Here is a 26,040-nt window from a genome sequence, read left to right on the forward strand (position 1 = left end):
GAGTGAACAATGAACGTGTCCGAACTCTCGATCCGGCGCCCCGTGATGGTGGTGCTGCTGTCGCTGTCGCTGATCTTCGCCGGCGTGCTGGCCTACCTGAAGATCCCCGTCGCCGCGCTGCCCAGCTATAACACGCCCGTCATCAACGTCTCGGCCGACCTGGCCGGTGCCAGTCCCGAGACGATGGCATCGTCCGTGGCGCTGCCGCTGGAGAAGCAGTTCTCGACCATCGCCGGCCTGACGCTCATCACCTCCACGAGCACGCAGGGCAATACCTCGCTGACCCTGGAGTTCGACCCCAGCATCAACGTCAACGAGGCCGCCGTGGACGTGCAGGCGGCACTGCTGCGCGCCCAGCGCCAGCTGCCGCAGGAAATGACGGACCTGCCGTCCTACCGCAAGATCAATCCGGCCGATGCGCCGGTGCTGTTCATGGCGATGAATTCGCCGTCGCTGTCGCTCTCCGAACTGAACGACTACGCGGAAAACCTGATCGCGCCGAGCCTGTCCACCTTGCCCGGCGTGGCGCAGGTCACCGTCAACGGCCAGAAGCGTTTTGCCGTGCGCATCCGCGCCAAGTCCGACCTGCTGAACGCCCGCAACCTTACGCTGGCCGACGTGCAGACGGCCGTGAAAAGCGCCAACGCCAACACGCCATTGGGCGTGCTCGATGGCCCGGACCAGACGCTGACCATCCAGGGCAACCCGCAGCTGATGAACGCGGCCGAATACCGCGACCTGATCATCGCCACCCGCAACGGCGAACCGGTGCGCCTGAAGGATGTCGCCACCGTCGAGGACAGCTTCCAGTCGATCAAGTCGTTCGGCAGCTACAACGGCGAACGGGCCATCGTGCTGCTGGTGCAGCGCCAGCCCGATGCGAATACGGTGCAGGTGGTGGACGGCGTGAAGGCGCTGCTGCCGCGCTTCAGGTCGCAGCTGCCGGAGTCGATCAACATCAGCCTCGTCAACGACCGTTCGCTGTCCATCCGCGAAGCGCTGCATGACGTGAACCTGACCCTCGGCCTGACCGTGGTGCTGGTGGTGCTGGTGATCTTCCTGTTCCTGCGCCGCGCGGCCGCCACGTTCATCCCCGCGATCACGATGCCCATCTCGCTGCTGGGCGCCCTGGCGCTGCTGTACGCATTCGGCTACAGCCTGGACAACGTCTCGCTGCTGGGCATCACGCTGGCCGTGGGCCTGGTCGTGGACGATGCCATCGTCGTGCTGGAAAATATCGTGCGCCACATCGAGCATGGCATGAAGCCGCTGCAGGCCGCGCTGGTCGGTTCGCGCGAGATGGGTTTTACGATCGTTTCGATCTCGGTATCGCTGGTGGCCGTGTTCATTCCGATCTTCTTCATGCCCGGCGTGATGGGACTGATGTTCCATGAATTCGCCGTGATCGTGGCGCTGGCCGTGCTGGTGTCGGCCGCCGTGTCGCTCACGCTCGTGCCGATGCTGGCGTCGCGCTTCCTGCCGGCCGATTCGACCGAGCACTCGGGCGACGACACCTTCATCGGCCGCCATTTCGAGCGGGGTTTCCGCGCCGTGCAGAACGGCTATGGACGCACGCTGGACATCGCGCTGCGCCACCGCTACGTGGTGCTGGCCGCGGCGATCGGCACGTTCGCGCTGACGGTCGTGATGTACACGGCCATCCCGAAAGGCTTCTTCCCCGAGGAGGACATCGGCCAGCTGCGCGTGAACACGGAAGCTTCCGAAGACATCTCGACGGCCGCGATGCTGCAGATGCAGGACCGCGTGGCCGCCATCATCAAGGCCGATCCGAACGTGAAAGACGTGGTGTCGTTCACCGGCGGCGGTAACACGGGCCGCATGTTCGTGGTGCTGAAGGAGCGCAGCGAGCGCAAGAAGATGTCCGACGTGCTGGAAGGGCTGCGCAAGTCGACGCGGCAGGTGGCCGGCATGGCCGTCTACATGTCGCCGGTACAGAACCTGCAGCTGGGCGGGCGGCAGTCGAAGAGCCGCTACCAGTACACGCTGCAGTCGGTCAGCGCCGATTCGCTGAACGAATGGGCCGAACGCTACCTGGAGCGCATGCGCGCCGACAGCGACTTCCGCGACGTCACCAGCGATTCGCAGCAGCGCGGCCTGCAGGCGACCTTGAAGGTGGACCGCGACAAGGCCAACAACCTGGGCGTGGCGCTGGGCGACATCCGCTCGGCCCTGTACCTGGCGTTCGGCGAGCGGCAGGTGTCGACGATCTATTCGTCCGCCGCCAGCTACTACGTGATCCTGGAAGCGGCCGACGAGGACCGGCGCTACGAGGATGCGCTCACCAAGGTCTCGGTGCGCAATGCGGCCGGGCAGCTGGTGAAGCTGTCCAGCTTTGCGTCCGTGGAGCGCACCGTCGGCCCGACCGCTGTCAACCACCAGGGGCAATTACAGGCCATCACGCTGGCGTTCAACCTGGCGCCCGGCGTGCCGCTCGGCCAGGCCACGGCAAAGATCGATGCGATGGGCCAGGAGTTCGGCCTGCCGGCATCCATCATCACCAACTATGGCGGCGATGCGGCCGTGTTCCAGAGCTCGCAGAGCAGCCAGGTGGTGCTGATCGTGGCCGCGCTGGCCGTCATCTACGTGCTGCTGGGCGTGCTGTACGAAAGCTTCATCCACCCGCTGACGATCCTGGCCGGCCTGCCATCGGCCGCCGTGGGTGCGCTGCTGACCTTGTGGATCTTCGACATGGACCTGACGATGATCGCCATCATCGGCATCCTGATGCTGATCGGCATCGTCAAGAAGAACGCCATCATGATGATCGACTTCGCCCTGCAGGCGCAGCGCGAGCGGGGCATGGCACCGGCCGCGGCGATCCGCGAGGCCTGCATCCTGCGCTTCCGCCCGATCCTGATGACGACGCTGGCGGCCCTGATGGGTGCGCTGCCCATCGCGCTGGGCCTGGGCGCCGGCGCCGAGCTGCGCCAGCCGCTGGGCCTGGCCGTCTGCGGCGGGCTGATCTTCTCGCAGGTCATCACGCTGTACATCACGCCCGTCATCTACCTGTTCCTCGACAAGTACAGCGGCAGCGGCCCGATGGACGACGCCGAGCTGCACGACCTGCCGCCGGATCCACCGAAGGTCGAGCTGAAGGCCGTCAACGCGGGGCATTGAGGCTGCCAACAGTCGAGCTCGTGTCCATGTCGGGGGGCTGCGCAGGGGTTTCACGGAGCACCGCTCCGCGCCTGCGATGCAGTGATGGCTTGCAAGCCATCACTCCTTCCTGACCCATGGACACGAGCCCGGCGGTAGTCGAATCGCGGGTCGATGCCTTCCGTTCATTAAGCAGGCCTGAAAACGGTGCTGCGCGGAAGTTGCCGGCGCCCAAAACCGGATACATACGGTAACATCCGTTAACCGCGCGCTCGCGTAAGCTTCCCTCGGCCCGGCAATGCCGGTTTGTGCACAGAAAACGGTTTATCTTGCTCCAGTTCAGTCATTCCCACGGTCCCGACGACGTCTGCCCTACCTGCGGCCAGTCCCTTCCGCCGGGCTATGGGCTGCAATACGGCAGCAACAAGCCCAACCGCACCGGCATCGCCATCGCCGTCGGCCTGCACCTGCTGCTGCTGGCGGTGGTGCTGATGAATCCCCAGGTCTACGTCAAGCTCAAGCCGCCCGCCAAGGAAGGCGAGATGGTGTGGATCGCGCCGCCGTCGCCAACCCCCACGCCGGCACCGAAGCAGCCGACACCGACGAAACCGACGCCGCAGAAGACCACCCCGACCAAGTCGCCGCCGAAGGAGGCCGCGAAGACCCGGCCCCGGCCGGCGCCGCAGCCGCGCACCAACCGCGAGGCGGTGACGGAACCGCGCAAGCAGGAAACCTTCACGCCGCCCGTGCAGGCCCAGCTGACGCCGCCGCCGCCCGACGTGACGGACATGTCGCAGATGGTAGCCGAAGCGCGCCGCCGCCGCGGTGCCGTGGAAACCCCGCCGGGCGACACCGCCGAGAGCGAAGACGCGAAAGCCAAGGCACGCGCCGTCGCCAACATCATGGGCGCGCAGGGCCGCAACGCGGCCGGCGAGCTGGACGATTCCGGCGGCATCTTCGACGTGAAGAACGTGTCGTTCAGCGGCGCCGACCTGAAATTCCGCGGCTGGAACGGCAACTTCAAGCGCCGCTGGCTGACCCAGGTGCACGTGGAACTGGGCGGCGAGATCGATATCGAGAATGCCGTCGTCACCAAGATGATCGAGCTGATCCGCAAGGAAAAGCCGGGCGACTTCGAGTGGGAGTCGCACCGGCTGGGCAAGACGGTCAAGATGAGTGCGCGCAAGGAATACGAACCGCAGCTGCGCGCCTTCCTGATCCAGGAGATGTTCCCGAAATACATCCGCCCGGCGGGTCGCTGACCTGATCAGGCGCGTTCCTGTGCCGCGGCGGGCGCCAGCGCCTCGCCGCACCAGTACAGCAGCGCGGCCGCCGGCATCGCCATCCCTGCCAGCAGCGCGGCGTGCCAGCCGTGGCGGGCGTACACATAGGCACCCAGTGCCGAGCCCAGCGCGCCGCCGGCAAAGAACACGGCGAAGTACAGGCCGTTCAGGCGGCTGCGCACGGCCGCGCCCAGGTTGAAGATGGCGCGCTGGCCCAGCACCAGGTTGGCGGCCACGCCCATGTCCAGCACGATCGACGCCAGCACCAGCAGGCCCAGCGCCACCGGCCGCGAACCGGGTGCCAGCAGCGGCAGCGCAAACCCCAGCACACCCAGGCCCAGCGCGACGGCCGTTGCAACCAGGCTGTGACCCGCATCGGCCAGCCTGCCGGCCACCGGCGAGGCCACGGCGCCGGCCATCCCCACCAGCGCGAAGACGGCGATGCCCGTCTGCGACAGGTGGAACAGGGGGCTGGCCAGCACCAGCGGCACGACGGTCCAGAACAGGCTGAACGAACCGAACAGGCCGGCATGGTAGGCGGCGCGGCGGCGCAGCACGGGCGTGGTGGCGAACAGCGACCACAGCGAGCCGATCAGCTTCGGATACGTCGTGTTTTCATGGGGCACGCGCTCCGGCAGCTTCGCCCGCAGCACCAGCGCGAGGCCCGCCACCAACACGGCGGCAATCCCGAACACGGCATGCCAGCCCAGGTGGTCGGCGATCAGGCTGGCCGCCGGCCGCGCCAGCATCACGCCCAGCAGCAGGCCGCTGACGACCTTGCCGACCGTGAGGCCACGCGTCGCCTCGCTGGACAGGTGGGCCGCGAACGGCACCAGGATCTGCGCCGCCACCGACGACAGCCCGATCGCCAGCGCCGCGGCCAGGAACACCCAGCCGGTGGATGCCAGCGCGGCCGCCACCAGCGCCAGCGCCGTCACGGCCAGCAGCGTGACGACCAGCCGGCGGTTCTCCAGCAGGTCGCCCAGCGGCACGATGAACAGCAGGCCCAGCGTATAGCCCACCTGCGTGAGCGTGACGACGAGGCCGGCCGCATCGGCCGACAGCCCGGTGGCCGCGGCAATCGGGCCGACGAGGGTCTGCGCGTAGTACAGGTTGGCGACGATCAGGCCGGCGGCGGCGGCCAGCAGCCGCACCATGCCCGGGGTGATGGAAGAGGTGTTCGTCATGATGAGCCTCGCTAAGATGGAATGAGGCCAGTCTACGGAACCTGCGCTGGAAGATAATCCACCAATAATCGGTCTATACTTTTCACATCATGTGTACAATTAGTCTTGAATAATGGGGCAAGAATGGACAAGATCCGCGCCATGCAGGTGTTCGTGCGCATCGTCGAGGCCAACAGCTTTACCAAGGCGGCCGAAACGCTGGGCCTGCCGCGTGCGGCGCTGACGGCCACCATCCAGAACCTGGAAAGCTATCTCGGCACCACGCTGCTGCAGCGGACCACGCGGCGCCTGTCGCTCACGCCGGATGGCGCCGAGTACCACGCGCACTGCCTGCAGATTCTCGATGCGGTAGAGGCTTCGGAAGAGGCGTTTCGCGGCGGCGCGGCGGCAAAACCGCGCGGCACGCTGCGCGTCGACCTGCCCGGCGCGGTCGGCCAGAACGTGGTCCTGCCGCGGCTGGGCGAGTTCGCGCGCCGCTGGCCCGAGCTGGCGCTGACGGTCAGCGTGACGGACCGCCTGGTCGACCTGACGCAGGAGGGCATCGACTGCACGCTGCGGGTCGGGGACTTGCAGGATTCGTCGCTGGTCGGCAGGCAGGTCGGCAGCATGCGCTTCGTGACCTGCGCCGCGCCTTCGTATCTGGCCGAGCATGGCACGCCGGCCAGCATCGAAGGGCTGGCGCAGCACCAGGGCATCGTGCATTTCTCGGGCCGCACGGGGCGGCCGTTCGACTGGGATTTCGTGGTGAACGGGGAGGTGGTGAACGCCCAGGTAAAAGGGCGCATCGCGATCAACAATGCCGATGCCAACGTGACGTGCGCGCTGCAGGGACTGGGCATCTCGCAGGCCGCCACCTACCAGGTGCGCCGCCACCTGGAGAGCGGCGCGCTGGTGGAGCTGTTCAAAGAGACGCCGCCGGTGCCGATGCCCGTCTCGCTGCTGTACCCGCAGGGACGGATGGCGGCGGCGAAGCTGCGCGTGTTTGCCGAATGGGTCCGGGAAGTGATGGAGGCCGAACCCGACCTCCGGCTGCAGGCCTGAAGCCTACAGACCCTTCAGCTTGCGCGCGATATCGATGGCGAAGTAGGTCAGCACGCCATCGGCGCCGGCGCGCTTGAACGCCATCAGCGATTCCATCATCACCTTGTCGTGATCGAGCCAGCCGTTCTGCGCGGCCGCCTTGATCATCGCGTATTCGCCGCTGACCTGGTAGGCAAAGGTGGGCACCTTGAACTCGTCCTTCACGCGGCGCACGATGTCCAGGTAGGGCATGCCGGGCTTGACCATCACCATGTCCGCGCCTTCCTGCAGGTCGCCGGCCACTTCGCGCAGCGCCTCGTCGCTGTTGGCGGGGTCCATCTGGTACTGGTTCTTGTCGCCCTTGCCCAGGTTGGCGGCGGAGCCCACGGCATCGCGGAACGGACCGTAGAACGCCGAGGCGTACTTGGCCGAGTAGGCCATGATGCGGGTGTGGATGTGGTCGCGGCCTTCCAGCGCCGCGCGGATCGCGCCGATGCGGCCGTCCATCATGTCCGACGGGGCCACGACATCGACGCCGGCATCGGCCTGCGTCAGCGCCTGGCGCACCAGCATGTCGGTGGTGATGTCGTTGATGACGTAGCCCTGCTCGTCGATCAGGCCATCCTGGCCGTGGCTGGTGTACGGGTCGAGCGCCACGTCGGTGAGGATGCCCAGCTCTGGGAAGCGTTGTTTCAGTTCGCGCACGGCGCGCGGCACCAGGCCTGCCGGATTGGTGGCCTCGATGCCGTCCGGTGTTTTCAGCGCCGTGTCGATCACGGGGAACAGCGCCAGCACGGGAATGCCCAGGCCCACGCATTCTTCCGCCACCTTCAGCAGCAGGTCCACGGAGACGCGTTCCACGCCCGGCATCGACAGCACGCTTTCGCGGCGGTTCGTGCCTTCCAGGATGAACACCGGATAGATCAGGTCGGCGGCCGTGACCACGTTCTCGCGCATCAGCGCGCGGGAGAACGGATCGCGGCGCATGCGGCGCATGCGCATCGCGGGAAACTGGGCGGAGAAGTGGGGGCTGTGCATGCTATTCCTTTCGGATCGGAGGTCAGGCGGGCTTGTCGTCCGCGGTATCGTCGCCGGCATTGCGTGAATCCGCTGCCTCGTCGCTGGCCGCATCGGCCGCCGCGGCGGGGGCGGGGCGCTCGACGTTCAGGCCGGCCAGTTCCTCGATCTTCGCCGTGGCTTCCTCGATGCCGATGCGCTTGAGCGCCGAGAACAGCTGCACGGTGAACGGGAAGCCTTCGCCTTCTTCATCCACGTAGCTGTCCAGCCGCGCCTGCGTCTGGCGCAGCACGTTCACGCTCTCGTTGCGCGTGAGCTTGTCCGCCTTCGTCAGGATGCAGTGGATCGGCTTGCCCGTCGGGGCGAACCATTCCAGCATCTGCACGTCCAGGTCCGTGAACGGGCGGCGCACATCCATCATCAGCACCAGCGCGGCGAGCTGCTCGCGCTGCTGCACGTAGTCGCCCAGCAGGCGCTGCCAGTGCAGCTTGGCGTCGCCGGACACTTCCGCGTAACCATAGCCCGGCAAGTCGGCGATCAGGCAGCGCACTTCGTCCATGTTGACGGGATCGTGCCGGTGCATCGCCACGTGCGCGCCACCCACCGAGAAGAAGTTGATGTGCTGGGTGCGGCCCGGCGTCTTCGAGGCGAAGGCCAGGCCCTTCTGGTTGCACAGGATGTTGATCGCGGTGGACTTGCCCGCGTTGGACCGGCCGGCGAACGCGATTTCCGGCACGGTGGTGTCGGGCAGGTTGCGCAGGTGGTTAACGGTCGTGAAAAAACGGGCTTGCCAGATCTTGGACATGAGGAGGGATGAGGAGAAAATTGCAACAGAGACAGGCAGTTATGCCGGGAAGCTATTGTACAATAAGGAGTTACGACCCGTAGTTCGCCGCCTATAAGCTGCACATAGGGATTTGCTGCACTGCACAGGGCGGACCGCACGACATTGCCGACATTTTATTGACTCGCTTCGTAGGGTGGCTGAATGAATCGTATGCAAAACCGCAGGTCCTCGCGCTCGATGTTCATTGCAATGGTGGTCTTCTCCGGCACGGCGTTTGCAGCAACGCCCGATGCCGCCAAGGCGCCCCCGAAAGTCGATCCGGCCAGGGGCGCCACGCTCTATGCCGATGGCGACACGGCGCGCGGCCTGCCCGCCTGCGTGTCCTGCCACGGCGCCGCCGGCAACTCCACGATCGCCGTCAATCCGAAACTGGCCGGCCAGCCTGCCGGCTACCTGTACAAGCAGCTGGTGGACTTCACGCAGCCGGCCCGCAACCAGCCGGTGATGACGCTGTACGCGAAGATGCTGACGGACGAGGAAAAGAAGAACGTGTCGGCCTATCTCGCCGCGCAGGGCCAGAAGCCGGGCGCTGCGAAGAACAAGGCCACGCTCGACCTGGGCAAGAAGATCTACCGGGGCGGCATCGCCGAGAAAAGCGTGCCCGCCTGCGCCAGCTGTCATGGCCCGGCCGGCGCCGGCAATCCCGCCAAGTACCCCCGCATCGGCGGCCAGCACCAGGACTACACGATCGCCCAGCTGGGCCTCTTCAAGGCCCACGGCCGCAACAACAGCGCCGAGATGGCCACGATCGCGCAGCGCATGTCCGACGACGAGATCAAGGCCGTGGCGGATTACGTGGCCGGCCTCAAATGATGCCGCCCGCATGACAACCCCGGCGGCCGCGTCCGCGCGCCGCCCAGCAGACAACGCATGAGCATCACCACCACCGGAATCCGTCTCCATACCCGCCGCCCGGCGCTGAACGAAGCGTTCGAACTGCTGTCCTCGATGCGGTTCGCGATCACCCTGCTGGTGATGATCGCGATCTCCGCCGTCATCGGCACCATCATGCAGCAGAACCAGCCGATGCCGAACTACGTGAACCAGTTCGGGCCGTTCTGGTTCGAGGTGTTCGCGCGCCTCGGCCTGTATTCGGTGTATGCCACCTGGTGGTTCCTGCTGATGATGGCCGTGCTGGTGCTCTCGACCTCCCTGTGCATCGCCCGCAATGCGCCGAAGATGGTGAAGGACATGCGCAGCTGGCGCGAGAACGTGCGCGAACAGTCGCTGCGCAATTTCCATCACAAGGTCGAATGGACCGTGCCGCTGGCGCCGGGCGCACTGGCGCAGCAACTGGCGCAGCGACTTGGCCACGCGGGCTATCGGGCGAAGATCGTGGAAAAGGAGGGCGGCACGCTGGTGGCGGCCAAGCGCGGCGCCGCCAACAAGTTCGGCTACATCTTCGCGCACAGCGCCATCGTCGTCATCTGCATCGGCGCCACGCTGGACTCCGACCTGCCGATCCGCTTCCAGGAAGCCTTCATGGGCAAGGTGCCGTATCCCGGCGACGGCGTGATCGCGGAGATCCCGGCGCAGCACCGCCTCGGCGTTGGCAATCTCACGTTCCGCGGCAACAGCGTGATCGGCGAAGGGCAGACGAGCGGCACCGCCGTCATCACCCGTCCCGACGGCGCCCTGATCCAGGAGCTGCCGTTCACGATCGCGCTGAAGAAATTCACCATCGATTTCTACAGCACCGGCATGCCCAAGCTGTTCGCCAGCGAGGTGGTGGCGCGCGACAACGCCACCGGGGAAACGAAGACGGCCACCATCGAAGTGAACAAGCCGTTCATCTGGCAGGGCATCGCCGTCTACCAGTCCAGCTTTGCCGATGGCGGCAGCCAGTTGAAGGTCAGCGCGTTCCCCATGCAGGGCACGGGTTCCCGCAAGTTCGACCTGGCCGGCGAAGTGAACGGCACCACGAAGCTTTCGGATGCGTACACGATCGAGTGGAGCGACTTCCGCGCCTTCAATGTGGAGAACACGGCAGGACGGGACAAGGCGCAGGATCCCCGCTCGGTGGCGCAGGGCCGGAAGCTGGACGAGACGTTCGCACAGGGCCTCGGCAAGCACCTGGGGTCGGCCGCGAAGAACCCCAACAACAAGGACCTGAAGAACGTCGGCCCCAGCATGCAGTACAAGCTGCGCGACAGGACGGGCCAGGCGCGCGAGTACCAGAACTACATGCAGCCGGTCACGCTGGACGGGGTGCCGATGTACCTGTCCGGCGTGCGTGCCAATCCGGGCGATCCGTTCAGCTACCTGCGCATTCCGGCGGACGACGAACACGGCGTGCGCGACTGGATGCGCCTGCGCGCCGCGCTGCACGATCCGGCGCAGCGCACCCGCGCTGCCAATGCGTATGCGCAGCGCATGACGCCGGCCGCGAAGGGCGCCGACACGATGCAGTCGCAGCTGGCCCTGTCCGCGCAGAAGAGCCTGGAGATCTTTGCCGGCGACAGCGCGGCCGGCGGCTACCTGTCCGTCAGCCGCTTCCTGGAGCAGGTGCCGAAGGCCGAGCAGGAAAAGGCGGCGGACATCTTCATGAAGATCCTGAACGGCGCGTTGTGGGAGCTGTGGCAGGTGGCGCGCAGCGAGGCGAACCTGGCACCGGTGGCGGCCGACGAGTCGCATGCGCGCTGGCTGCAGTTCTCGATGAACGCGCTGTCGGACAGCTTCTTCTACGGCGCGCCCGTCTACCTGCAGCTGGAGGAGTTCACGCAGGTGCAGGCTTCCGTGTTCCAGGTCACGCGCTCGCCGGGCAAGCTGGTGGTCTACTTCGGCTGCCTGCTGCTGGTACTGGGCGTGTTCTCGATGTTCTACATCCGCGAGCGGCGCCTGTGGGTGTGGATCCGCGCGGACGAGGGCAATGGCGCAGGCGCCCACGCGCTGATGGCGATGAGTACCCAGCGCCGCACGCTCGATTTCGACAGGGAATTCAACGAATTGAAGGAAAAGCTGCCGCAACCGGCGTAAGCTGGACGGACCCGGCAGCTTTTGGAGAACATCATGGACATCACGCAGAACCAGCCGGCAGCCCAGCCGCCATCCTCCCCATCCGCAAGCTACGTGGCGGCGCCCGGCTACTTCCGCCGCCTGTCCGCCTTCGACTGGGCGTTCGCGCTGGCGCTGGTGGCGGGCGCCCTGTACGCGTTCAGCCGCTTCGGCAGCTACATGGACGTGTACGAGGAAGCCATCCTGCTGCTCGCGGCCCCCGTGTTCGCGGTGCTGGGCTGGCACTGGAAGCCGGTGCGCTGGGTGATGCCCCTGTCGTTCCTGCTGGCGCTGGGGGCGATTGGCCTGTACGGCGGCGACCTGGCCGCGGCCGAGACGCGCTTCTGGCTGCGCTACATGCTGTCCAGCCAGTCCGCCATCCTGTGGATGAGCGTGTTCTTCTATCTCTCCACCCTGTTCTACTGGATCGGCCTGGTCGGGCGCTCGGCGACCGGCGGCGCGATCGGCTCGCGTCTGTGCTGGGGCGCGCTGGTGCTGGGCCTGACCGGCATGCTGGTGCGCTGGTACGAGTCCTACCTGATCGGTACGGACGTGGGCCACATCCCCATCTCCAACCTGTACGAAGTGTTCATCCTGTTCTGCCTGATCACGGCCATGTTCCACCTGTATTACGAGGAGCGCTACGCCACGCGCCAGCTGGGCCCCTTCGTGCTGCTGATCATCTCGGCGGCCGTCGGCTTCCTGCTGTGGTACACCGTGTCGCGCGGCGCGTCGGACATCCAGCCGCTGGTGCCGGCGCTGCAGAGCTGGTGGATGAAGATCCACGTGCCGGCCAACTTCATCGGCTACGGCACGTTCGCGCTGGCCGCGATGGTGGCCTGGGCCTTCCTCCTCAAATACGAGACGACGCGCACCTTGTGGATCTGGCTCGTCGGCGCGCCGCTGGCCGTCGTCGTCATCGGCAATGCCGGCGTGTACGCCAGCGGCGCGGGCGAGGGCGTGCGCGCCTCGATGTTCGTATCCAGCCGCTTCCTCGTGGTGCTGGCCGTGCTGTTCGCCGCCACCAACCTGCTGCGCCACCGCATCGCCGACCGCCTGCCGGCGGCCGAGCTGCTGGAGGACGTGATGTACAAGTCCATTTCCGCGGGCTTCGCATTCTTCACCATCGCCACCATCCTGGGCGCGCTGTGGGCAGCCGAGGCCTGGGGCGGCTACTGGTCATGGGATCCGAAGGAAACCTGGTCACTGATCGTGTGGCTGAACTACGCGGCGTGGCTGCACATGCGGCTGATGTCCGGCCTGCGCGGCCGCGTGGCGGCGTGGTGGGCCCTGGTCGGCCTGGTCGTGACGACGTTCGCCTTCCTGGGCGTGAACATGTTCCTCTCCGGACTGCATTCCTACGGCAAGCTGTGACTTTTGGAAACTTCCTTGTAAAACCCTTTAAGCCAACCGTCATCTAGCAGTTTCCGGAATCGTGTAAGGTTCGTTTCAACCTACCAATTCCGGAGCTGTCATGCTGATCAAACGTTCGCCCAACGGCATCGACCTGCCGTTTTCTTCCGAAATCACGCCGCGCCATGTGTTCGAGGCGCGCCGCGACTTCATCAAGCAGATCGCCACCGGCTCGATCGCCAGCGGCGCACTGATCGAAATGCTGTCCCGCGAAGCCTTCGCGCAAGGCACCGCGCCCAAGCTCGCGGCCAAGCGCAATCCCGCCTATTCGGTGCAGGAAAACGCCACGTCGCTGAAGGACGCCACGCACTACAACAACTTCTACGAGTTCGGCACGGATAAAAGCGATCCGGCCGAGAACGCGGGCTCGCTGCGCACGCGGCCCTGGACCGTGTCGATCGAAGGCGAAGTGAAAAAGCCGGTGACGCTCGATATCGACGCGCTGCTGAAACTGGCGCCGCTGGAAGAGCGCGTGTACCGCCTGCGCTGCGTGGAAGGCTGGTCGATGGTGATTCCGTGGGTCGGCTATTCGCTGTCCGAGATCATCAAGCGCGTCGAGCCGACGGGGAACGCCAAGTACGTGGAATTCGTCACGCTGGCCGACAAGCGCCAGATGCCGGGCGTGAACAGCCGCGTGCTGGACTGGCCGTACGTGGAAGGCCTGCGCTTGGACGAAGCCAATCACCCGCTCACGCTGCTCACCTTGGGCATGTACGGCGACGTGCTGCCGAACCAGAACGGCGCGCCGGTGCGCATCGTCGTGCCGTGGAAGTACGGCTTCAAGTCGGCCAAGTCGATCGTCAAGATCCGCTTCACCAAGGACCAGCCGCGCACCTCGTGGTACAAGAGCGCGCCGTCCGAATACGGCTTCTATTCGAACGTGAACCCGAACGTGGACCACCCGCGCTGGTCGCAGGCCACCGAGCGCCGCATCGGCGAGGATTCCTTCCTGGCCCGCAAGCGCAAGACGCTGATGTTCAACGGCTATGACGTGGCGTCGCTGTACTCGGGCATGGACCTGAAGCGGTATTTCTGATGAAGAGTGCGACCGCGCCACTGGCCGCCCTCACCGCGAAACAGATCGGCGGCATCAAGGCCGCCGTGTTCGTGCTGGCGCTGGTGCCGCTGGCGAAGCTCGTCTACCTCGTGTTCATGGGCGCGCTGGTGGAACCGCTGCAGTACATCACCCGCAACACGGGCGACTGGACGCTGTACTTCCTGTGCATCACGCTGGCCATCACGCCGCTGCGCCGGCTGGCGAAGTGGAACTGGTTGCTGAAGCTGCGCCGCATGCTGGGCCTGTACGCCTTCTTCTACGGCTTGCTGCACTTCACCACCTTCCTGTGGTTCGACCATTTCTTCGACGTGGCGGAAATGCTGAAGGACGTGGCCAAGCGGCCGTTCATCCTCGTCGGCTTCATTGCCTTCGTGCTGTTGATTCCACTCGCCGTGACCAGCACCAATGCGATGGTCAAGCGGCTGGGCGGGAAGAACTGGCTGTGGCTGCACCGGCTGGTCTACGTGATCGCACCGCTCGGCGTGCTGCATTACTGGTGGATGAAGTCCGCCAAGCACGACCTGGCGCAGCCGATGCTGTTTGCCGGCATCGTGGGCGTGCTGCTCCTGCTGCGCGTGTGGTGGGCCCGGCAGAAAGCCCAAAAGTTGCCCTGAAAATGGGGACAGACCCCATTTTTCAGGCAACATTCAGCCGATCACGCTCTCCAGCGCAAACAGCTCCGCGGGCTTCTCCCGCCGCCGCACCAGGTGTACGCGGTCGCCATCGACGATGACCTCGGCCGCGCGGCCCCGCGTGTTGTAGTTCGACGCCATCGTCATGCCGTAGGCACCGGCCGTCTTCATCACCAGCAGGTCGCCCGCTTCGACCGGCAGCTCGCGGTCGCGCGCCAGCCAGTCGCCGGATTCGCAGATCGGGCCCACCACGTCGAACACCGCGCCGGCCACCTCACCTCGCGCCTCGCGCTGCACCACCGGCTGCATGTCCATCCACGCCTGGTACAGGGCCGGGCGCGCCATGTCGTTCATGGCCGCGTCGACGATGCAGAAATTCTTCTCTTCGCCGTGCTTGATGAATTCCACCTTCGTCAGCAGCAGGCCCGTGTCGCCCACGATCGAGCGGCCCGGCTCGAATATCACCTTGATGCCCTTGCCGCCGTGCTGGCCGGCACGCCATGCGTCGATGCGCTGGAACAGGCGGCCCAGATAGTCGCCGACCGGCACCGGTGCGGCATCGCCGGCCACGCCGTAGTCGATGCCCAGGCCGCCGCCGATGTCGAGGTGGTGCAGGTGGATGCCTTCCGCCGCCAGCGTGTCGATCAGTTCGATCAGGCGGTCCAGCGCTTCCAGCAGCGGCGTGTCGTCCAGCAGCTGCGAGCCGATATGGCAGTCGATGCCGGCCACGTCGATGTTCGGCAGCTGCGCCGCCACGCGGTAGGTGGCGAGCGCATCGTCGAACGCCACGCCGAACTTGCTGGCCTTCAGGCCGGTGGCGATGTACGGGTGCGTCTTGGCATCCACGTTCGGGTTGACGCGCAGCGAGATGCGCGCCTTGCGGCCCAGCGCACCGGCCACGTCGTTCAGGCGGTGCAGCTCGGGAATCGACTCCACGTTGAAGCACAGGATGTCGTGCTCGAGCGCCAGCCGCATCTCGTCCACGCTCTTGCCCACGCCGGAGAAGATCACCTTGTGCGGGTCGCCGCCGGCCGCGATCACGCGCAGCAGTTCGCCGCCGGAGACGATGTCGAAACCGGCACCCCGTCTGGCCAGCAGGTCCAGGATCGCCAGGTTGGAATTGGCCTTCATCGCGTAGCACACGAGCGCGTCGCGGCCCGCGCAGGCGTTGGCGTAAGCGTCGAAGTTCTCCAGCAGCCGGGCCTTCGAGTACACATAGGTGGGCGTGCCGAATTCCTGGGCGATGGCGGAAAGGGCGACGCCCTCGGCGTGCAGCACGCCGTCCTGATAAGCGAAATGGGACATGTGGTTACTGTTGTGATGCGGGTGGGGTCGAAGGAACCGGGGCCGATGGCGGTGCCACGCCGGGCTTGCCGAGATCCGCGTCGGTCTTCTGCGCCTTGGCGGCGGGAGGCTTCGGCAGGTACAGGGCGCCGGTCTGGCCGCAGCCGGTGACCAGCACTGCGAGGGAAACGGCAAGGAGCGGCAACGCCAGAGTGGACTTCACGATTAGAATGGGGGCATGAAAATAACCGTGAGAGTTTAGCATGACCGAAACCGAATTCCTGGACCTGGCCGACAGCACCCTGAACGCCATCGAAGCGGCGCTGGACCGCCTGAACGATGCCGACCACCTGGACGTGGAATGCAGCCGCAGCGGCAATGTGCTCGAGATCGAATTCCTGCACAACAGCTCGAAGGTGATCGTCAACAGCCAGGCCGCGATGCAGGAGCTGTGGGTGGCGGCACGCTCGGGCGGCTTCCACTACCGCTACCTCGACGGCCAATGGATCAACACGCGCGATGGCGGCAGCGAACTGTTCGATGCGCTGTCGCAGATCGCCACCGAGCAGTCGGGCGGCGCGCCGGTGGTGGTCAGCGCGAATCCATAAGCGGCAGAAGTTGCCCGAAAAATGGGGTCTGTCCCCATTTTTCAGGCAACGTTCGGCCGATCTAGTTACCCCAGCCGGTCGTCGGCGATGTGGTAGTGGGGATCCTCGAACGCGTTCACCTCGACCATGTCCTTGGCATTGCCGAGGATTTCCAGGCAGTCCGGGCTCAGGTGGCGCAGGTGCAGCGTCTTGCCGGCCTGGCGGTAGCGCACCGCCAGCGCGTCGATCGCTTCCACGGCGGAGTGGTCCACCACCTTCGATTCGCGGAACTCGATCACCACGTGCTGCGGGTCGTCCTTCGGATCGAACAGGGCGGCAAAGCTGGCCGTCGAGGCAAAGAACAGCGAGCCTTTCAGCGTATAGACCTTCCAGCCCCGTGCATCGGTCGAGATGGCCGCACGGATCTCCTTCGCGTGCTGCCACGCGAACACCAGCGCCGCGAACACCACGCCCGCCAGCACGGCCACCGCCAGGTCCGTCAGCACCGTGATCACGGTGACGCCGACGACGATCACCGCATCCTGCCGGGGAATCCGGCGCAGCGCCTGCAGGCTGCCCCACGCGAAGGTCTTCTCGCACACCACCACCATCACGCCCACCAGCGCGGCCAGCGGGATCATCTCGATCCAGCGCGACAGCAGCACGATGAACCCGAGCAGCACGACGGCCGCGGTGATGCCGGACAGCCGGTGCCTCGCGCCGTTGTCGATGTTGATCATGCTCTGCCCGACGAGGGCGCAGCCGCCCATCGAGGCGAACAGGCCGCTCAGGATGTTGGCCAGTCCCTGCGCCATGCTCTCGCGGTTGGGCCGGCCCCGCGTATCGGTGATGCTGTCGATCAGGTTCAGGGTCAGCAGCGTTTCGATCAGGCCGATGGCGGCCAGGATCAGCGAGTAGGGCAGGATGACTGTGAGGGTTTCAAGCGTCAGGGGCACCTGCGGCAGGTGGAAGGACGGCAGGCCGCCGGCGATCGAGCCCATGTCGCCCACCGTGCGCGTCTCGATGCCCAGCGCCGCCACCAGGCCCGACACGGCCAGGATCGCCACCAGCGAGGCCGGCACCGCCTTCGTCAGCCGGGGCAGCAGGTAGGTCACGGCCATCGTCAGCACCACGAGTCCGAGCATCGTCCACAGCGGCGCGCCCTGCAGCCACTGGCCGTTCACGCGGAAGTGGCCGGACTGGGCGATGAAGACGACGATCGCCAGCCCGTTGACGAAGCCCAGCATGACGGAGTGCGGCACCATGCGGATGAACTTGCCCAGCCTGAACGCGGCAAACAGCAGCTGGAACACGCCCATCAGGATCACGGCCGCGAACAGGTATTCGGCACCGTGCGTGACGACGAGGCCCGTCATCACGACGGCCAGCGCGCCGGCGGCGCCGCAGATCATGCCGGGCCGGCCGCCCAGTGCCGACGTGACGAGGCAGACGATGAAGGCGGCGTACAGGCCCGTCAGCGGTCCCACGTGGGCCAGCAGGGCAAACGCGATGGCCTCCGGCACCAGGGCCAGGGACACGGTGATGCCGGACAGGAGGTCGGTGCGCAGTTGGGCAGGGGAAGCGGGGGAAGCAGGGAGCAGAGGCATTGCAGTCGCAATCATGTAAAAAGGCCGCGCCACCGCAGCAGGTGCGGTGGCGCGGCCCGGTCCGAAAAAATCAGAACAGTTCGTTCTTGACGGCGTCGCGCGCCTTTTCCTCTTCCGGCGTGCCGCGGGTGGCGCCTTCCAGGCTCTCCACGCCCACGCCCGGCGGGTTCTCCGCGTAGTAATAGTCGCCGTTGGCGGCGATGATGCCTTCCGGGACCGCACGCTCCTCGACCGGGATCGATTTCAGGGCCTTCTGCATGTAGCCGATCCAGATCGGCAGGGCGAGGCCGCCGCCCGTTTCGCGGTTGCCCAGGTTCTTCGGCTGGTCGTAGCCGATCCAGGCGATGCCGACCAGCTTCGACTGGTAGCCGGCGAACCAGGCGTCGATCGAGTCGTTCGTGGTGCCCGTCTTGCCCGCCAGGTCGGGGCGCTTGAGCATCTGCTGCGCCTTCGCGGCGGTGCCGTAGCGGGCCACGTCCTTCAGCATCGAGTCCATCAGGAAGGCATTGCGCTCGTCGATCACGCGGTTGCCTTCGGTGCCGGCGCGGTCCGGCGCGGCCTGGGACAGCACGCGGCCGTTCGCATCCGTCACCTTCGAGATCAGGTAGGGCGTGACCTTGAAGCCGCCGTTGGCGAACACGGAGTAGGCGCCGGCCATCTGCAGCGGCGTGACGGCGCCGGAACCCAGCGCCAGCGTCAGGTAGGGCGGGTTCTTGTCGGCCTCGAAGCCGAAGCGCGTGGTGAACTCCTGGCCATATTTCGCGCCGATCTTGTGCAGGATGCGGATCGAGATCATGTTCTTCGATTTCGTCAGGCCGCGGCGCATCGACATCGGGCCTTCGTAGCGGCCGTCGTAGTTCTTCGGCTCCCAGGCCTGGCCGCCCGTCTGGCCGGCGTCGAAGGAGATCGGCGCATCGTTGATGATGGTGGCCGGCGACAGGCCGCGCTCCAGCGACGCCGAATAGATGAATGGCTTGAACGAGGAGCCGGGCTGGCGCCACGCCTGCGTGACGTGGTTGAACTTGTTGCGGTTGTAGTCGAAGCCGCCCACCAGCGCGCGGATCGCGCCGTCTTCCGTGCTGGCCGACACGAAGGCCGACTCGATCTCCGGCATCTGCGTGATTTCCCAGTCCTTCTCGTCCTGCATCACGCGGATCACCGCGCCGCGGCGCACGCGCCGGTTCGGCGCCGCCTTCTCGGACAGCCAGGATTTCGCCATCGCCAGGCCGTTGCCGGTGATGCTGATCTCCTCGCCGGCTGCCGTCATGGCCGTCACCTTGGTCGGCGAGGCGGTGAGCACCATGGCGGCCACGATATCGTCGCTGTCCGGGTGCTCGGCCAGTTCCGTCTCGATCACTTCGTCGGCTTCCGAGCGGTTGCGCGGCAGGTCCACATAGGCTTCCGGGCCGCGGTAGGGATGGCGGCGCTCGTAATCCATCACGCCCTTGCGCAGCGCCAGGTAGGCGGCGTCCTGGTCGGCCTTCGTGATCGTCGTGAACACGTTCAGGCCGCGGGTGTAGGTGTCTTCCTTGAACTGTTCGTAGACCAGCTGGCGTGCCATTTCGGCCACGTATTCGGCATGCACGCCGAACTCGCTGCTGTCCGTTTTCACCTTCAGCTGTTCCGCTTTTGCCTGTTCATACTGCGCCGGCGTGATGTAGCCCAGCTGCGCCATGCGCTGCAGGATGTACTGCTGGCGCGTGCGGGCGCGCTTCGGGTTGACCACCGGGTTGTAGGCCGATGGGGCTTTCGGCAGGCCGGCCAGCATGGCCGATTCGGCGATCGTCAGGTCCTTCAGGGGCTTGCCGAAATAGATCTGCGCGGCGGATGCGAAGCCGTAGGCGCGCTGGCCCAGGTAGATCTGGTTCATGTAGACCTCGAGGATCTGGTCCTTGGTCAGGTTCTGCTCGATCTTCCAGGCCAGCAGCGCTTCATAGGCCTTGCGCTTCAGCGTCTGTTCGCTGGACAGGAAGAAGTTGCGGGCCACCTGCTGCGTGATGGTGGAGGCGCCCTGGCGCGCGCCGCCCGTGGCGTTGTGCACGGCCGCGCGCAGGATGCCCCAGTAATCGACGCCGCCGTGCTCGTAGAAGCGGTCGTCCTCGATCGCCAGCACGGATTTCTTCATCACGTCCGGAATATCCTTGAAGCGCACCAGGTTGCGGCGCTCCTCGCCGAACTCGCCGATGAGCACATTGTCGGCGGAGTAGATCCGCAGCGGCATCTTGGGGCGGTAATCGGTCAGCGTGTCGAGCGACGGCAGGCTGGGGTAGGCCAGCGCCAGGCCGAACACGACCAGCAGCACGACGACGAGCACCAGGCCAACGAGGGAGCCGAGCGCGAGCAGCAGCAGGTTTTTCGGGGACTTGGGCTTCTTGGCGGTGTTCGGGGCAGTCATGCGGGGCGGCTTCCTTAATTTAGTGCAAGCATTATAAGTCAGTGCTCCCCCCGCGCGCGCACCCGCAGGCTGGCAGGGTCATGACACAAAATTGGCCGTGAGTAACGAAACAACTGTCTTGCCGGGCCAGCTATACAGAGTGAAAACTGTGTGGTTTCTGGCGCACATCAATACGGGCGCACGGCACAGAAATACCTTTACAGTTGCTCTGTGGAATTGCTAGCATCCGTCCTGCTGTCGCGCCTTTTGCACCTAAGCGACGGTTTTCAAAGGATTTTTTTCCAAAAATGCAAATCACCATGGTGCGGCCGACGGGCCGCGCCACCCGGGAGCGTTCGAATGATGCCTGACCTGAAGTCCCTGTTTGGCGCTGCCGTGCCCCCGATGGTGGGGCTCGACATCAGCAGCTCCGGCGTGCGCCTGGTCGAACTGACCGATGCGGGCAAGGACGGCATTCGTGTCGAACGTTGCGCGGTCGAGCCCCTGCCGCGCGGCGCCGTTGCGGACGGCAATATCGAAAACCTGGACCAGGTGGTCGATGCCGTGCGCCGGCTGGTCAAGAAGAGCGGCACGCGCGCCCGCAACGCGGCGCTCGGCATGCCGTCCACCGCCGTCATCACGAAGAAGATCGTGCTGCCGGCCGGCCTGTCCGAAGAACAGCTCGAAGTCCAGGTGGAGTCGGAGGCGAGCCAGTACATCCCGTTCGCGCTCGATGAAGTGAGCCTGGACTTCGATGTCATCGGCCCCGTCGCCAGTTCGCAGGACGACATCGAGGTGATGCTGGCCGCCGCGCGCCGCGAGAAGGTCGAGGACCGCGTGGCCGTCGCCGAGGCGTCCGGCCTGAAGGCTTCCGTGATGGACATCGAATCGTATGCGGCGCGCGCCGCGCTCGACCGCGTGACGGCGCAGATGCCCGGCGCCGGCGCGGGCCAGGCGATCGCGCTGTTCCAGGTGGGTGCCTCCGTCACGCAGTTTTCCGTGATGCTCAACGGCGTGACCGTGTACGAGCGCGAGCAGCCGTTCGGCGGCAACTCGCTGACGCAGGACATCGTGCGCGCCCATGGCCTGGCGTTCGAGGAAGCGGAAGCGCGTAAAAAATCGGGCGACCTGCCGGCCACCTATGCCACCGACCTGCTGCAGCCGTTCCTGGAATCGGCCGCGCTGGAAGTCACGCGCGCCATCCAGTTCTTCTTCACCTCCACGCCGTACACCAAGATCGACCAGATCTTCCTGGCCGGCGGCTGCGCGATGCTGCCCGGCCTCCTGGACATGATCGCCAGCCGCACGCGCATTTCCAGCGCCGTGCTGTCGCCGTTCAAGGGCATGCAGCTGGCCCCGGGCGTGCGCGAACAGCAGCTGCGCGCCGACGCGCCCGCCTACCTGGTAGCGTGCGGACTGGCCCTGAGGAGGTTCGGCTGATGGTTCGCATCAATCTGCTGCCGCACCGCGAGGAAAAGCGCAAGCAGCGCAAGAAGGCGTTTGCCGCGTTGATGGTGCTCTCCGGCCTGGCCGGCGTGGCCATCGTGCTGGCGGTGGGCGGCTACAACGCGCGCACCATCGCCGTGCAGGAACAGCGCAACCGTGTGCTGCAGGAAGCGAATGCCGCGCTGGACGTGCGCATCGCCCGCATCGCCACGCTCAAGCAGGAAATCGAGGCGCTGAAGGCGCGCCAGCAGGCCGTGGAAGACCTGCAGGGCGACCGCAACCAGCCCGTCTACCTGCTCGACGAACTGGTGCGCCAGACGCCGGCCGGCGTGTACCTGAAAGGCTTCAAGCAGGATGGCCAGCGCGTGACCGTGGACGGCTACGCGCAGTCGCAGGAGCGCGTGTCCGAGCTGCTGCGCAACCTGGCCGGCGGCTCGCCGTGGCTGGAGCGCCCGGACCTGATCGAGGTGAAGGCCGGGGTGATCGGCCAGGCGAAGAACCCGCGCAAGGTGGTGGAATTCTCGCTGGTGGTCGGCATCAAGCGCCCGCGCGACAAGGACGACTCTTCTGACCAGCGCGAGGAAGCCGGCAAGCCCGGTTCCGCGCCTCCGAGCAAGGCAAGCTGATGGCAACCGACGTGAAGGACCTGACAGCCGGCCTGGCCGCGCAATTTCGCGGCCTGAACGGCGTGCATCCGGGTCAGTGGCCGCTGGCGCCGCGCATCCTGTGCGGCATCGGCGTGGCACTGGCCGTGGTGGTGCTGGGCTATTTCGGCTACTGGAGCGGCCAGTTCGAGGAACAGGATGCCGGCGCCGCCCAGGAGCAGCAGCTGCGCGACCAGTACCGCCTGAAGACGGCGCAGGCGGTCAACCTGGATGCGCTGACGGCGCAGAAGGCGCAGGTGGACCGGTACGTGGTGCGGCTGGAGAAGCAGCTGCCCAGCAAGGCGGAAATGGCGGCGCTGCTGTCGGACATCAACCAGGCCGGCGTGGGCCGCGGCCTGCAGTTCGAGCTGTTCAAGCCGGGCCAGGTGGTGGTGCGCGACTACTACGCCGAACTGCCGATCGACATCAAGGTGACGGGCGACTACCACGACCTGGGCGCGTTTGCGGGCGACATGGCGAACCTGCCACGCATCGTCACGCTCAACAATATGGAGCTGGTGACGAACAAGGATGGCGCGCTGACGCTGAATGCGGTGGCCAAGACGTTCCGCTACCTGGACCAGGAAGAAGTGGCGGCGCAGAAGCAGGCCGCGGCCGAGAAGAAGAAAAAGGAAGGGAAGAAATGAAGAGCTTGAGCGCTGCCGCGCTGTGCTGCGTACTCTTCCTGTCCGGCTGCGGCGACCGCGACGAACAGGAAGTGCGCCAGTGGATGAAGGAAGTCGATGCCACCACGCGCGTGGCCGTCAAGCCGCTGTCCGAACCGAAGACCTTCGTGCCGTTCGCCTATGCGTCGGCCGGCCAGCCCGACCCGTTCAACCCGAACAAGCTGCTGTCGGAGGGCGAACGGGCCCGCCCCGGCACGGGCCTGGCGCCCGACACGGGCCGCCGCAAGGAATTCCTCGAGGGCTTCCCGCTCGACACGATGAAGATGGTGGGCACGCTGCAGAAGGGCAGCGCCATCTTCGCCCTGCTGCAGATCGACCGCGCCGTGTACCAGGTGCGCGCCGGACAGCGTCTTGGCCAGAACTACGGCCGGATCACGGCCGTTACCGACAGCGCCGTCAATGTGACGGAAACCGTACAGGATGCGAGCGGCGAATGGGTCGAACGCGCGGCAAAACTGGAACTGCAGGAAAGCAAGGAGAACACACAATGAGCGCCACCGATACCCTGCGCCGCTGCGGCGCCGCGCTGGCGCTGGCCTGCCTGGCACTACTGCAGACGCCTGCGCGAGCGCAGCAAGGCAACGCGATCGAATCAATCACCGCCAACCAGCAGGGCGCGAACGTGATCGTGCGCATCGCGCTGAACCATGCGCCGGACAAGGCGCCGCTGGGCTTTGCCATCACCAATCCGGCCCGCATCGCGCTCGATTTCGGCAAGACCGCCAATGCCACCGGCAAGACGTCGCAGGAAGTGAACCTGGGCGACCTGCGCAGCGTGAACGTGGTGGAGGCGGGCGACCGCGCGCGCCTCGTGCTGAACCTGAAGCGCACACTGAATTACGCCACCGCCATCGACGGCAGGAACGTGATCGTGACGATCGACGGTTCGGGCGGCACCGCCACGGCCCTCGACAGCCGCGGCCTGCCGGTGACGGCGCCCGCTGCCACTACGGCCGCAGCATCGGTCACCGCACCGGTCAGGGTGGCCGGCAAGCCCTCGCTGAAAGGCATCGACTTCCGCCGCGGCAGCGAAGGCGAAGGCCGCATCATCGTCGACCTGCCGAACAACCAGGTGGCCGTGGATGTGCGCCAGGGCCCGAAAGGCGTGACCGTCGACTTCCTCAGGACGGCCATGCCGGAAGCGCTGCGCCGCCGCCTCGACGTGACCGATTTCGGCACGCCCGTCACGCGCGTCACCACGTCGCCGCAGGGCGACAACGTGCGCATGCAGATCGAGGCGAAGGGCCTGTGGGAGCAGAGCGTGTACCAGAGCGACACGCAGCTGGTGGTGGACGTGAAGCCGATCAAGGAAGACCCGAACCGGCTGGTGCAGGGCACCCAGGGCTACCGCGGCGAGAAGGTGTCGTTCAACTTCCAGAACATCGACGTGCGCGCCGCGCTGCAGGCGATCGCCGACATCTCGGGCCTGAACATCGTCTCGTCCGACAGCGTGACGGGCAGCCTGACGCTGCACCTGAAGGAAGTGCCGTGGGACCAGGCGCTGGACGTGGTGCTGCAGGCCAAGGCGCTGGACATGCGCAAGAACGGCAACGTGATCTGGATCGCGCCGAAGGAAGAGCTGCTGACCAAGGAAAAGCTGGAGCTCGAGCAGCGCGCCCAGATCGCCGACCTGGAGCCGCTCAAGTCCGAGATCTTCCAGCTGAACTACCAGAAGGCCGAGGCGTTCAAGATGGTGTTCGGCCTGGATGGCGGCGGCGACGTGAAGAACCGCATCCTGTCCAAGCGGGGCAGCGCGATCATCGAACCGCGCACCAACCAGCTGTTCGTGACCGACATCCCGTCGCGCCTGGAGGAAGTGCGCAAGCTGATCGCCAAGACGGATATCGCCACCAAGCAGGTGCTGATCGAGGCCCGCATCGTGGAAGCCAACGACGGCTTCACGCGCAACCTGGGCGCCAAGCTGGGCTTCGCCGATTTCAAGGGCACGAACGGCGGCAATCACGCCCTCGTCAGCGGCAACATGACGGGCGCCGGCCAGCTGACCGGCCAGGTGGAGATGACGGATGCGACGAACGACTTCGGCAACACCCAGTTCATCAACCTGCCGGCCGCACCGATCAATGGCGTGGCGGCGGGCAGCCTGGCCGTGTCGCTCTTCAATTCGGCCGCCAACCGTTTCCTGAACCTGGAACTGTCGGCGCTGGAAGCCGATGGCACGGGCAAGATCATCTCCAGCCCGCGCGTGGTCACGGCCGACAAGTCGCCGGCCATGATCGAGCAGGGCCTGGAGCTGCCGTACCAGGTGGCCACCAGCAGCGGCGCGACGTCGATCGTGTTCCGCAAGGCCAACCTGCGCCTCGAGGTGGTGCCGCAGATCACGCCGGACGGCAATGTGGTCATCGACGTGGACGTGAACAAGGACAGCGTGGGCGCCGAAACGCGCGCCGGCTTCGCGATCGACACGAAGCACGTGAAGACCCAGGTGATGGTGGAGAACGGCGGCACCGTGGTGCTGGGCGGGATCTACCAGCAGACCGAACGCACCACCATCTCGAAGGTGCCGCTGCTGGGCGACGTGCCGGTGCTGGGCTACCTGTTCAAGAACACCAGCCGCACCAACGAGAAGACCGAACTGCTGGTGTTCATCACGCCGAAGATCGTGGCCGACAAGCTGTCGTCGCGCTGACCGGCCGGATATCGTCACATCGGGGACAGGCACCTATTTTCGGGCAACACAGGTGTTGCCCGAAAATAGGTGCCTGTCCCCTTTATAGTCCACTTTATACACGCCGGTTCCCTTTCAAAGGCCCCTTCGCGCGCACGGTTTACAATGCTGGCACATGAGCTAATCCGAACACGCGATGCAGAACGTATTTTTGGTAGG

General features: G+C 66.0%; 21 protein-coding genes. 14 read left to right on the forward strand and 7 right to left on the reverse strand.

The genetic code is table 11. The annotated features are described in order from the left end of the window. Positions 1-9: 9 nt before the first annotated feature. Entirely contained in the window at positions 10-3,138 is a 3,129-nt protein-coding gene (locus IP91_RS24825) for an efflux RND transporter permease subunit (RefSeq protein WP_145653095.1), read from the forward strand. 308 nt (positions 3,139-3,446) lie between these two features. Then, positions 3,447-4,379, forward strand: coding sequence for a hypothetical protein (locus IP91_RS24830; RefSeq protein WP_229474952.1), 933 nt, complete (start codon positions 3,447-3,449; stop codon positions 4,377-4,379). A 5-nt stretch (positions 4,380-4,384) separates the two neighbouring features. Here the strand turns inward: IP91_RS24830 and IP91_RS24835 are convergent, their stop codons facing one another. Next, positions 4,385-5,587: an MFS transporter gene (locus IP91_RS24835; RefSeq protein ID WP_145653097.1), complete on the reverse strand. Its 1,203-nt coding sequence runs from the start codon at positions 5,585-5,587 to the stop codon at positions 4,385-4,387. 123 nt (positions 5,588-5,710) lie between these two features. Here IP91_RS24835 and IP91_RS24840 point away from each other — a divergent pair, with 123 nt between their 5' ends. Next, the gene (locus tag IP91_RS24840) at positions 5,711-6,628 is read left to right on the forward strand and encodes a LysR family transcriptional regulator (RefSeq protein ID WP_145653099.1); all 918 of its coding nucleotides are present in this window, start codon (positions 5,711-5,713) and stop codon (positions 6,626-6,628) included. A gap of 3 nt (positions 6,629-6,631) precedes the next feature. Here IP91_RS24840 and hemB read toward each other — a convergent pair whose 3' ends face one another. Both hemB and yihA read right to left on the reverse strand, forming a co-directional pair. Further along, positions 6,632-7,645 (reverse strand): porphobilinogen synthase, encoded by a 1,014-nt coding sequence (gene hemB / locus IP91_RS24845; RefSeq protein ID WP_145653101.1) that lies wholly within the window; start codon positions 7,643-7,645, stop codon positions 6,632-6,634. 22 nt (positions 7,646-7,667) lie between these two features. Further along, positions 7,668-8,429 carry a ribosome biogenesis GTP-binding protein YihA/YsxC gene (gene yihA / locus IP91_RS24850; protein ID WP_145653103.1) on the reverse strand — a complete coding sequence of 254 codons (762 nt, stop codon included), beginning with the start codon at positions 8,427-8,429 and terminating at the stop codon, positions 7,668-7,670. A 183-nt stretch (positions 8,430-8,612) separates the two neighbouring features. Between yihA and IP91_RS24855 the strand changes: the two genes are divergently transcribed. The 5 genes from IP91_RS24855 to msrQ all read left to right on the forward strand — a co-directional run bounded on the left by IP91_RS24855 (position 8,613) and on the right by msrQ (position 14,549). After that, positions 8,613-9,284, forward strand: coding sequence for a c-type cytochrome (locus IP91_RS24855; protein ID WP_371860649.1), 672 nt, complete (start codon positions 8,613-8,615; stop codon positions 9,282-9,284). Between the two features lie 57 nt (positions 9,285-9,341). Beyond that, positions 9,342-11,447 (forward strand): cytochrome c biogenesis protein ResB, encoded by a 2,106-nt coding sequence (locus IP91_RS24860; RefSeq protein WP_145653105.1) that lies wholly within the window; start codon positions 9,342-9,344, stop codon positions 11,445-11,447. Positions 11,448-11,480: 33 nt separating this feature from the next. Continuing rightward, on the forward strand, positions 11,481-12,839 hold the full coding sequence (gene ccsB, locus IP91_RS24865; RefSeq protein WP_145653107.1) for a c-type cytochrome biogenesis protein CcsB: 1,359 nt from the start codon (positions 11,481-11,483) through the stop codon (positions 12,837-12,839). Between the two features lie 100 nt (positions 12,840-12,939). Further along, complete coding sequence (gene msrP, locus IP91_RS24870) at positions 12,940-13,914, forward strand: protein-methionine-sulfoxide reductase catalytic subunit MsrP (protein WP_145653109.1); 975 nt, start codon at positions 12,940-12,942, stop codon at positions 13,912-13,914. Further along, positions 13,914-14,549 (forward strand): protein-methionine-sulfoxide reductase heme-binding subunit MsrQ, encoded by a 636-nt coding sequence (gene msrQ, locus IP91_RS24875; RefSeq protein ID WP_145653111.1) that lies wholly within the window; start codon positions 13,914-13,916, stop codon positions 14,547-14,549. The genes msrP and msrQ overlap by 1 nt, the downstream gene beginning before the upstream one ends. Before the next feature lie 33 nt (positions 14,550-14,582). Here the strand turns inward: msrQ and lysA are convergent, their stop codons facing one another. After that, positions 14,583-15,872 (reverse strand): diaminopimelate decarboxylase, encoded by a 1,290-nt coding sequence (gene lysA / locus IP91_RS24880; RefSeq protein ID WP_145653113.1) that lies wholly within the window; start codon positions 15,870-15,872, stop codon positions 14,583-14,585. Positions 15,873-15,876: 4 nt separating this feature from the next. Beyond that, positions 15,877-16,074 (reverse strand): LPS translocon maturation chaperone LptM, encoded by a 198-nt coding sequence (gene lptM, locus IP91_RS24885; RefSeq protein ID WP_199754755.1) that lies wholly within the window; start codon positions 16,072-16,074, stop codon positions 15,877-15,879. 40 nt (positions 16,075-16,114) lie between these two features. Between lptM and cyaY the strand changes: the two genes are divergently transcribed. After that, entirely contained in the window at positions 16,115-16,459 is a 345-nt protein-coding gene (cyaY, locus tag IP91_RS24890) for an iron donor protein CyaY (RefSeq protein ID WP_145653117.1), read from the forward strand. Between the two features lie 65 nt (positions 16,460-16,524). Here the strand turns inward: cyaY and IP91_RS24895 are convergent, their stop codons facing one another. Together IP91_RS24895 and IP91_RS24900 are read right to left on the reverse strand one after the other, a co-directional pair. Next, positions 16,525-18,045 (reverse strand): SulP family inorganic anion transporter, encoded by a 1,521-nt coding sequence (locus IP91_RS24895; protein WP_145653119.1) that lies wholly within the window; start codon positions 18,043-18,045, stop codon positions 16,525-16,527. Positions 18,046-18,115: 70 nt separating this feature from the next. Beyond that, positions 18,116-20,440, reverse strand: coding sequence for a penicillin-binding protein 1A (locus IP91_RS24900; protein WP_145653121.1), 2,325 nt, complete (start codon positions 20,438-20,440; stop codon positions 18,116-18,118). A 342-nt stretch (positions 20,441-20,782) separates the two neighbouring features. Between IP91_RS24900 and IP91_RS24905 the strand changes: the two genes are divergently transcribed. The 5 genes from IP91_RS24905 to IP91_RS24925 are packed head-to-tail and all read left to right on the forward strand — an operon-like array spanning position 20,783 to position 25,842. After that, a complete protein-coding gene (locus tag IP91_RS24905) occupies positions 20,783-21,859 on the forward strand; it encodes a pilus assembly protein PilM (RefSeq protein ID WP_145653201.1) in 1,077 nt (358 codons plus the stop codon). After that, complete coding sequence (locus IP91_RS24910) at positions 21,859-22,491, forward strand: PilN domain-containing protein (protein ID WP_145653123.1); 633 nt, start codon at positions 21,859-21,861, stop codon at positions 22,489-22,491. The genes IP91_RS24905 and IP91_RS24910 overlap by 1 nt, the downstream gene beginning before the upstream one ends. Next, complete coding sequence (locus IP91_RS24915) at positions 22,491-23,156, forward strand: type IV pilus inner membrane component PilO (protein ID WP_199754757.1); 666 nt, start codon at positions 22,491-22,493, stop codon at positions 23,154-23,156. The genes IP91_RS24910 and IP91_RS24915 overlap by 1 nt, the downstream gene beginning before the upstream one ends. Then, positions 23,153-23,686 carry a pilus assembly protein PilP gene (locus tag IP91_RS24920; RefSeq protein WP_145653127.1) on the forward strand — a complete coding sequence of 178 codons (534 nt, stop codon included), beginning with the start codon at positions 23,153-23,155 and terminating at the stop codon, positions 23,684-23,686. Before IP91_RS24915 ends, IP91_RS24920 begins: the two co-directional genes overlap by 4 nt. After that, positions 23,683-25,842 (forward strand): type IV pilus secretin PilQ, encoded by a 2,160-nt coding sequence (locus tag IP91_RS24925; protein WP_145653129.1) that lies wholly within the window; start codon positions 23,683-23,685, stop codon positions 25,840-25,842. The genes IP91_RS24920 and IP91_RS24925 overlap by 4 nt, the downstream gene beginning before the upstream one ends. Positions 25,843-26,040: the final 198 nt, after the last annotated feature.

This window comes from Pseudoduganella lurida (assembly GCF_007830455.1).
In the GTDB taxonomy this organism is placed as follows: domain Bacteria; phylum Pseudomonadota; class Gammaproteobacteria; order Burkholderiales; family Burkholderiaceae_D; genus Rugamonas; species Rugamonas lurida.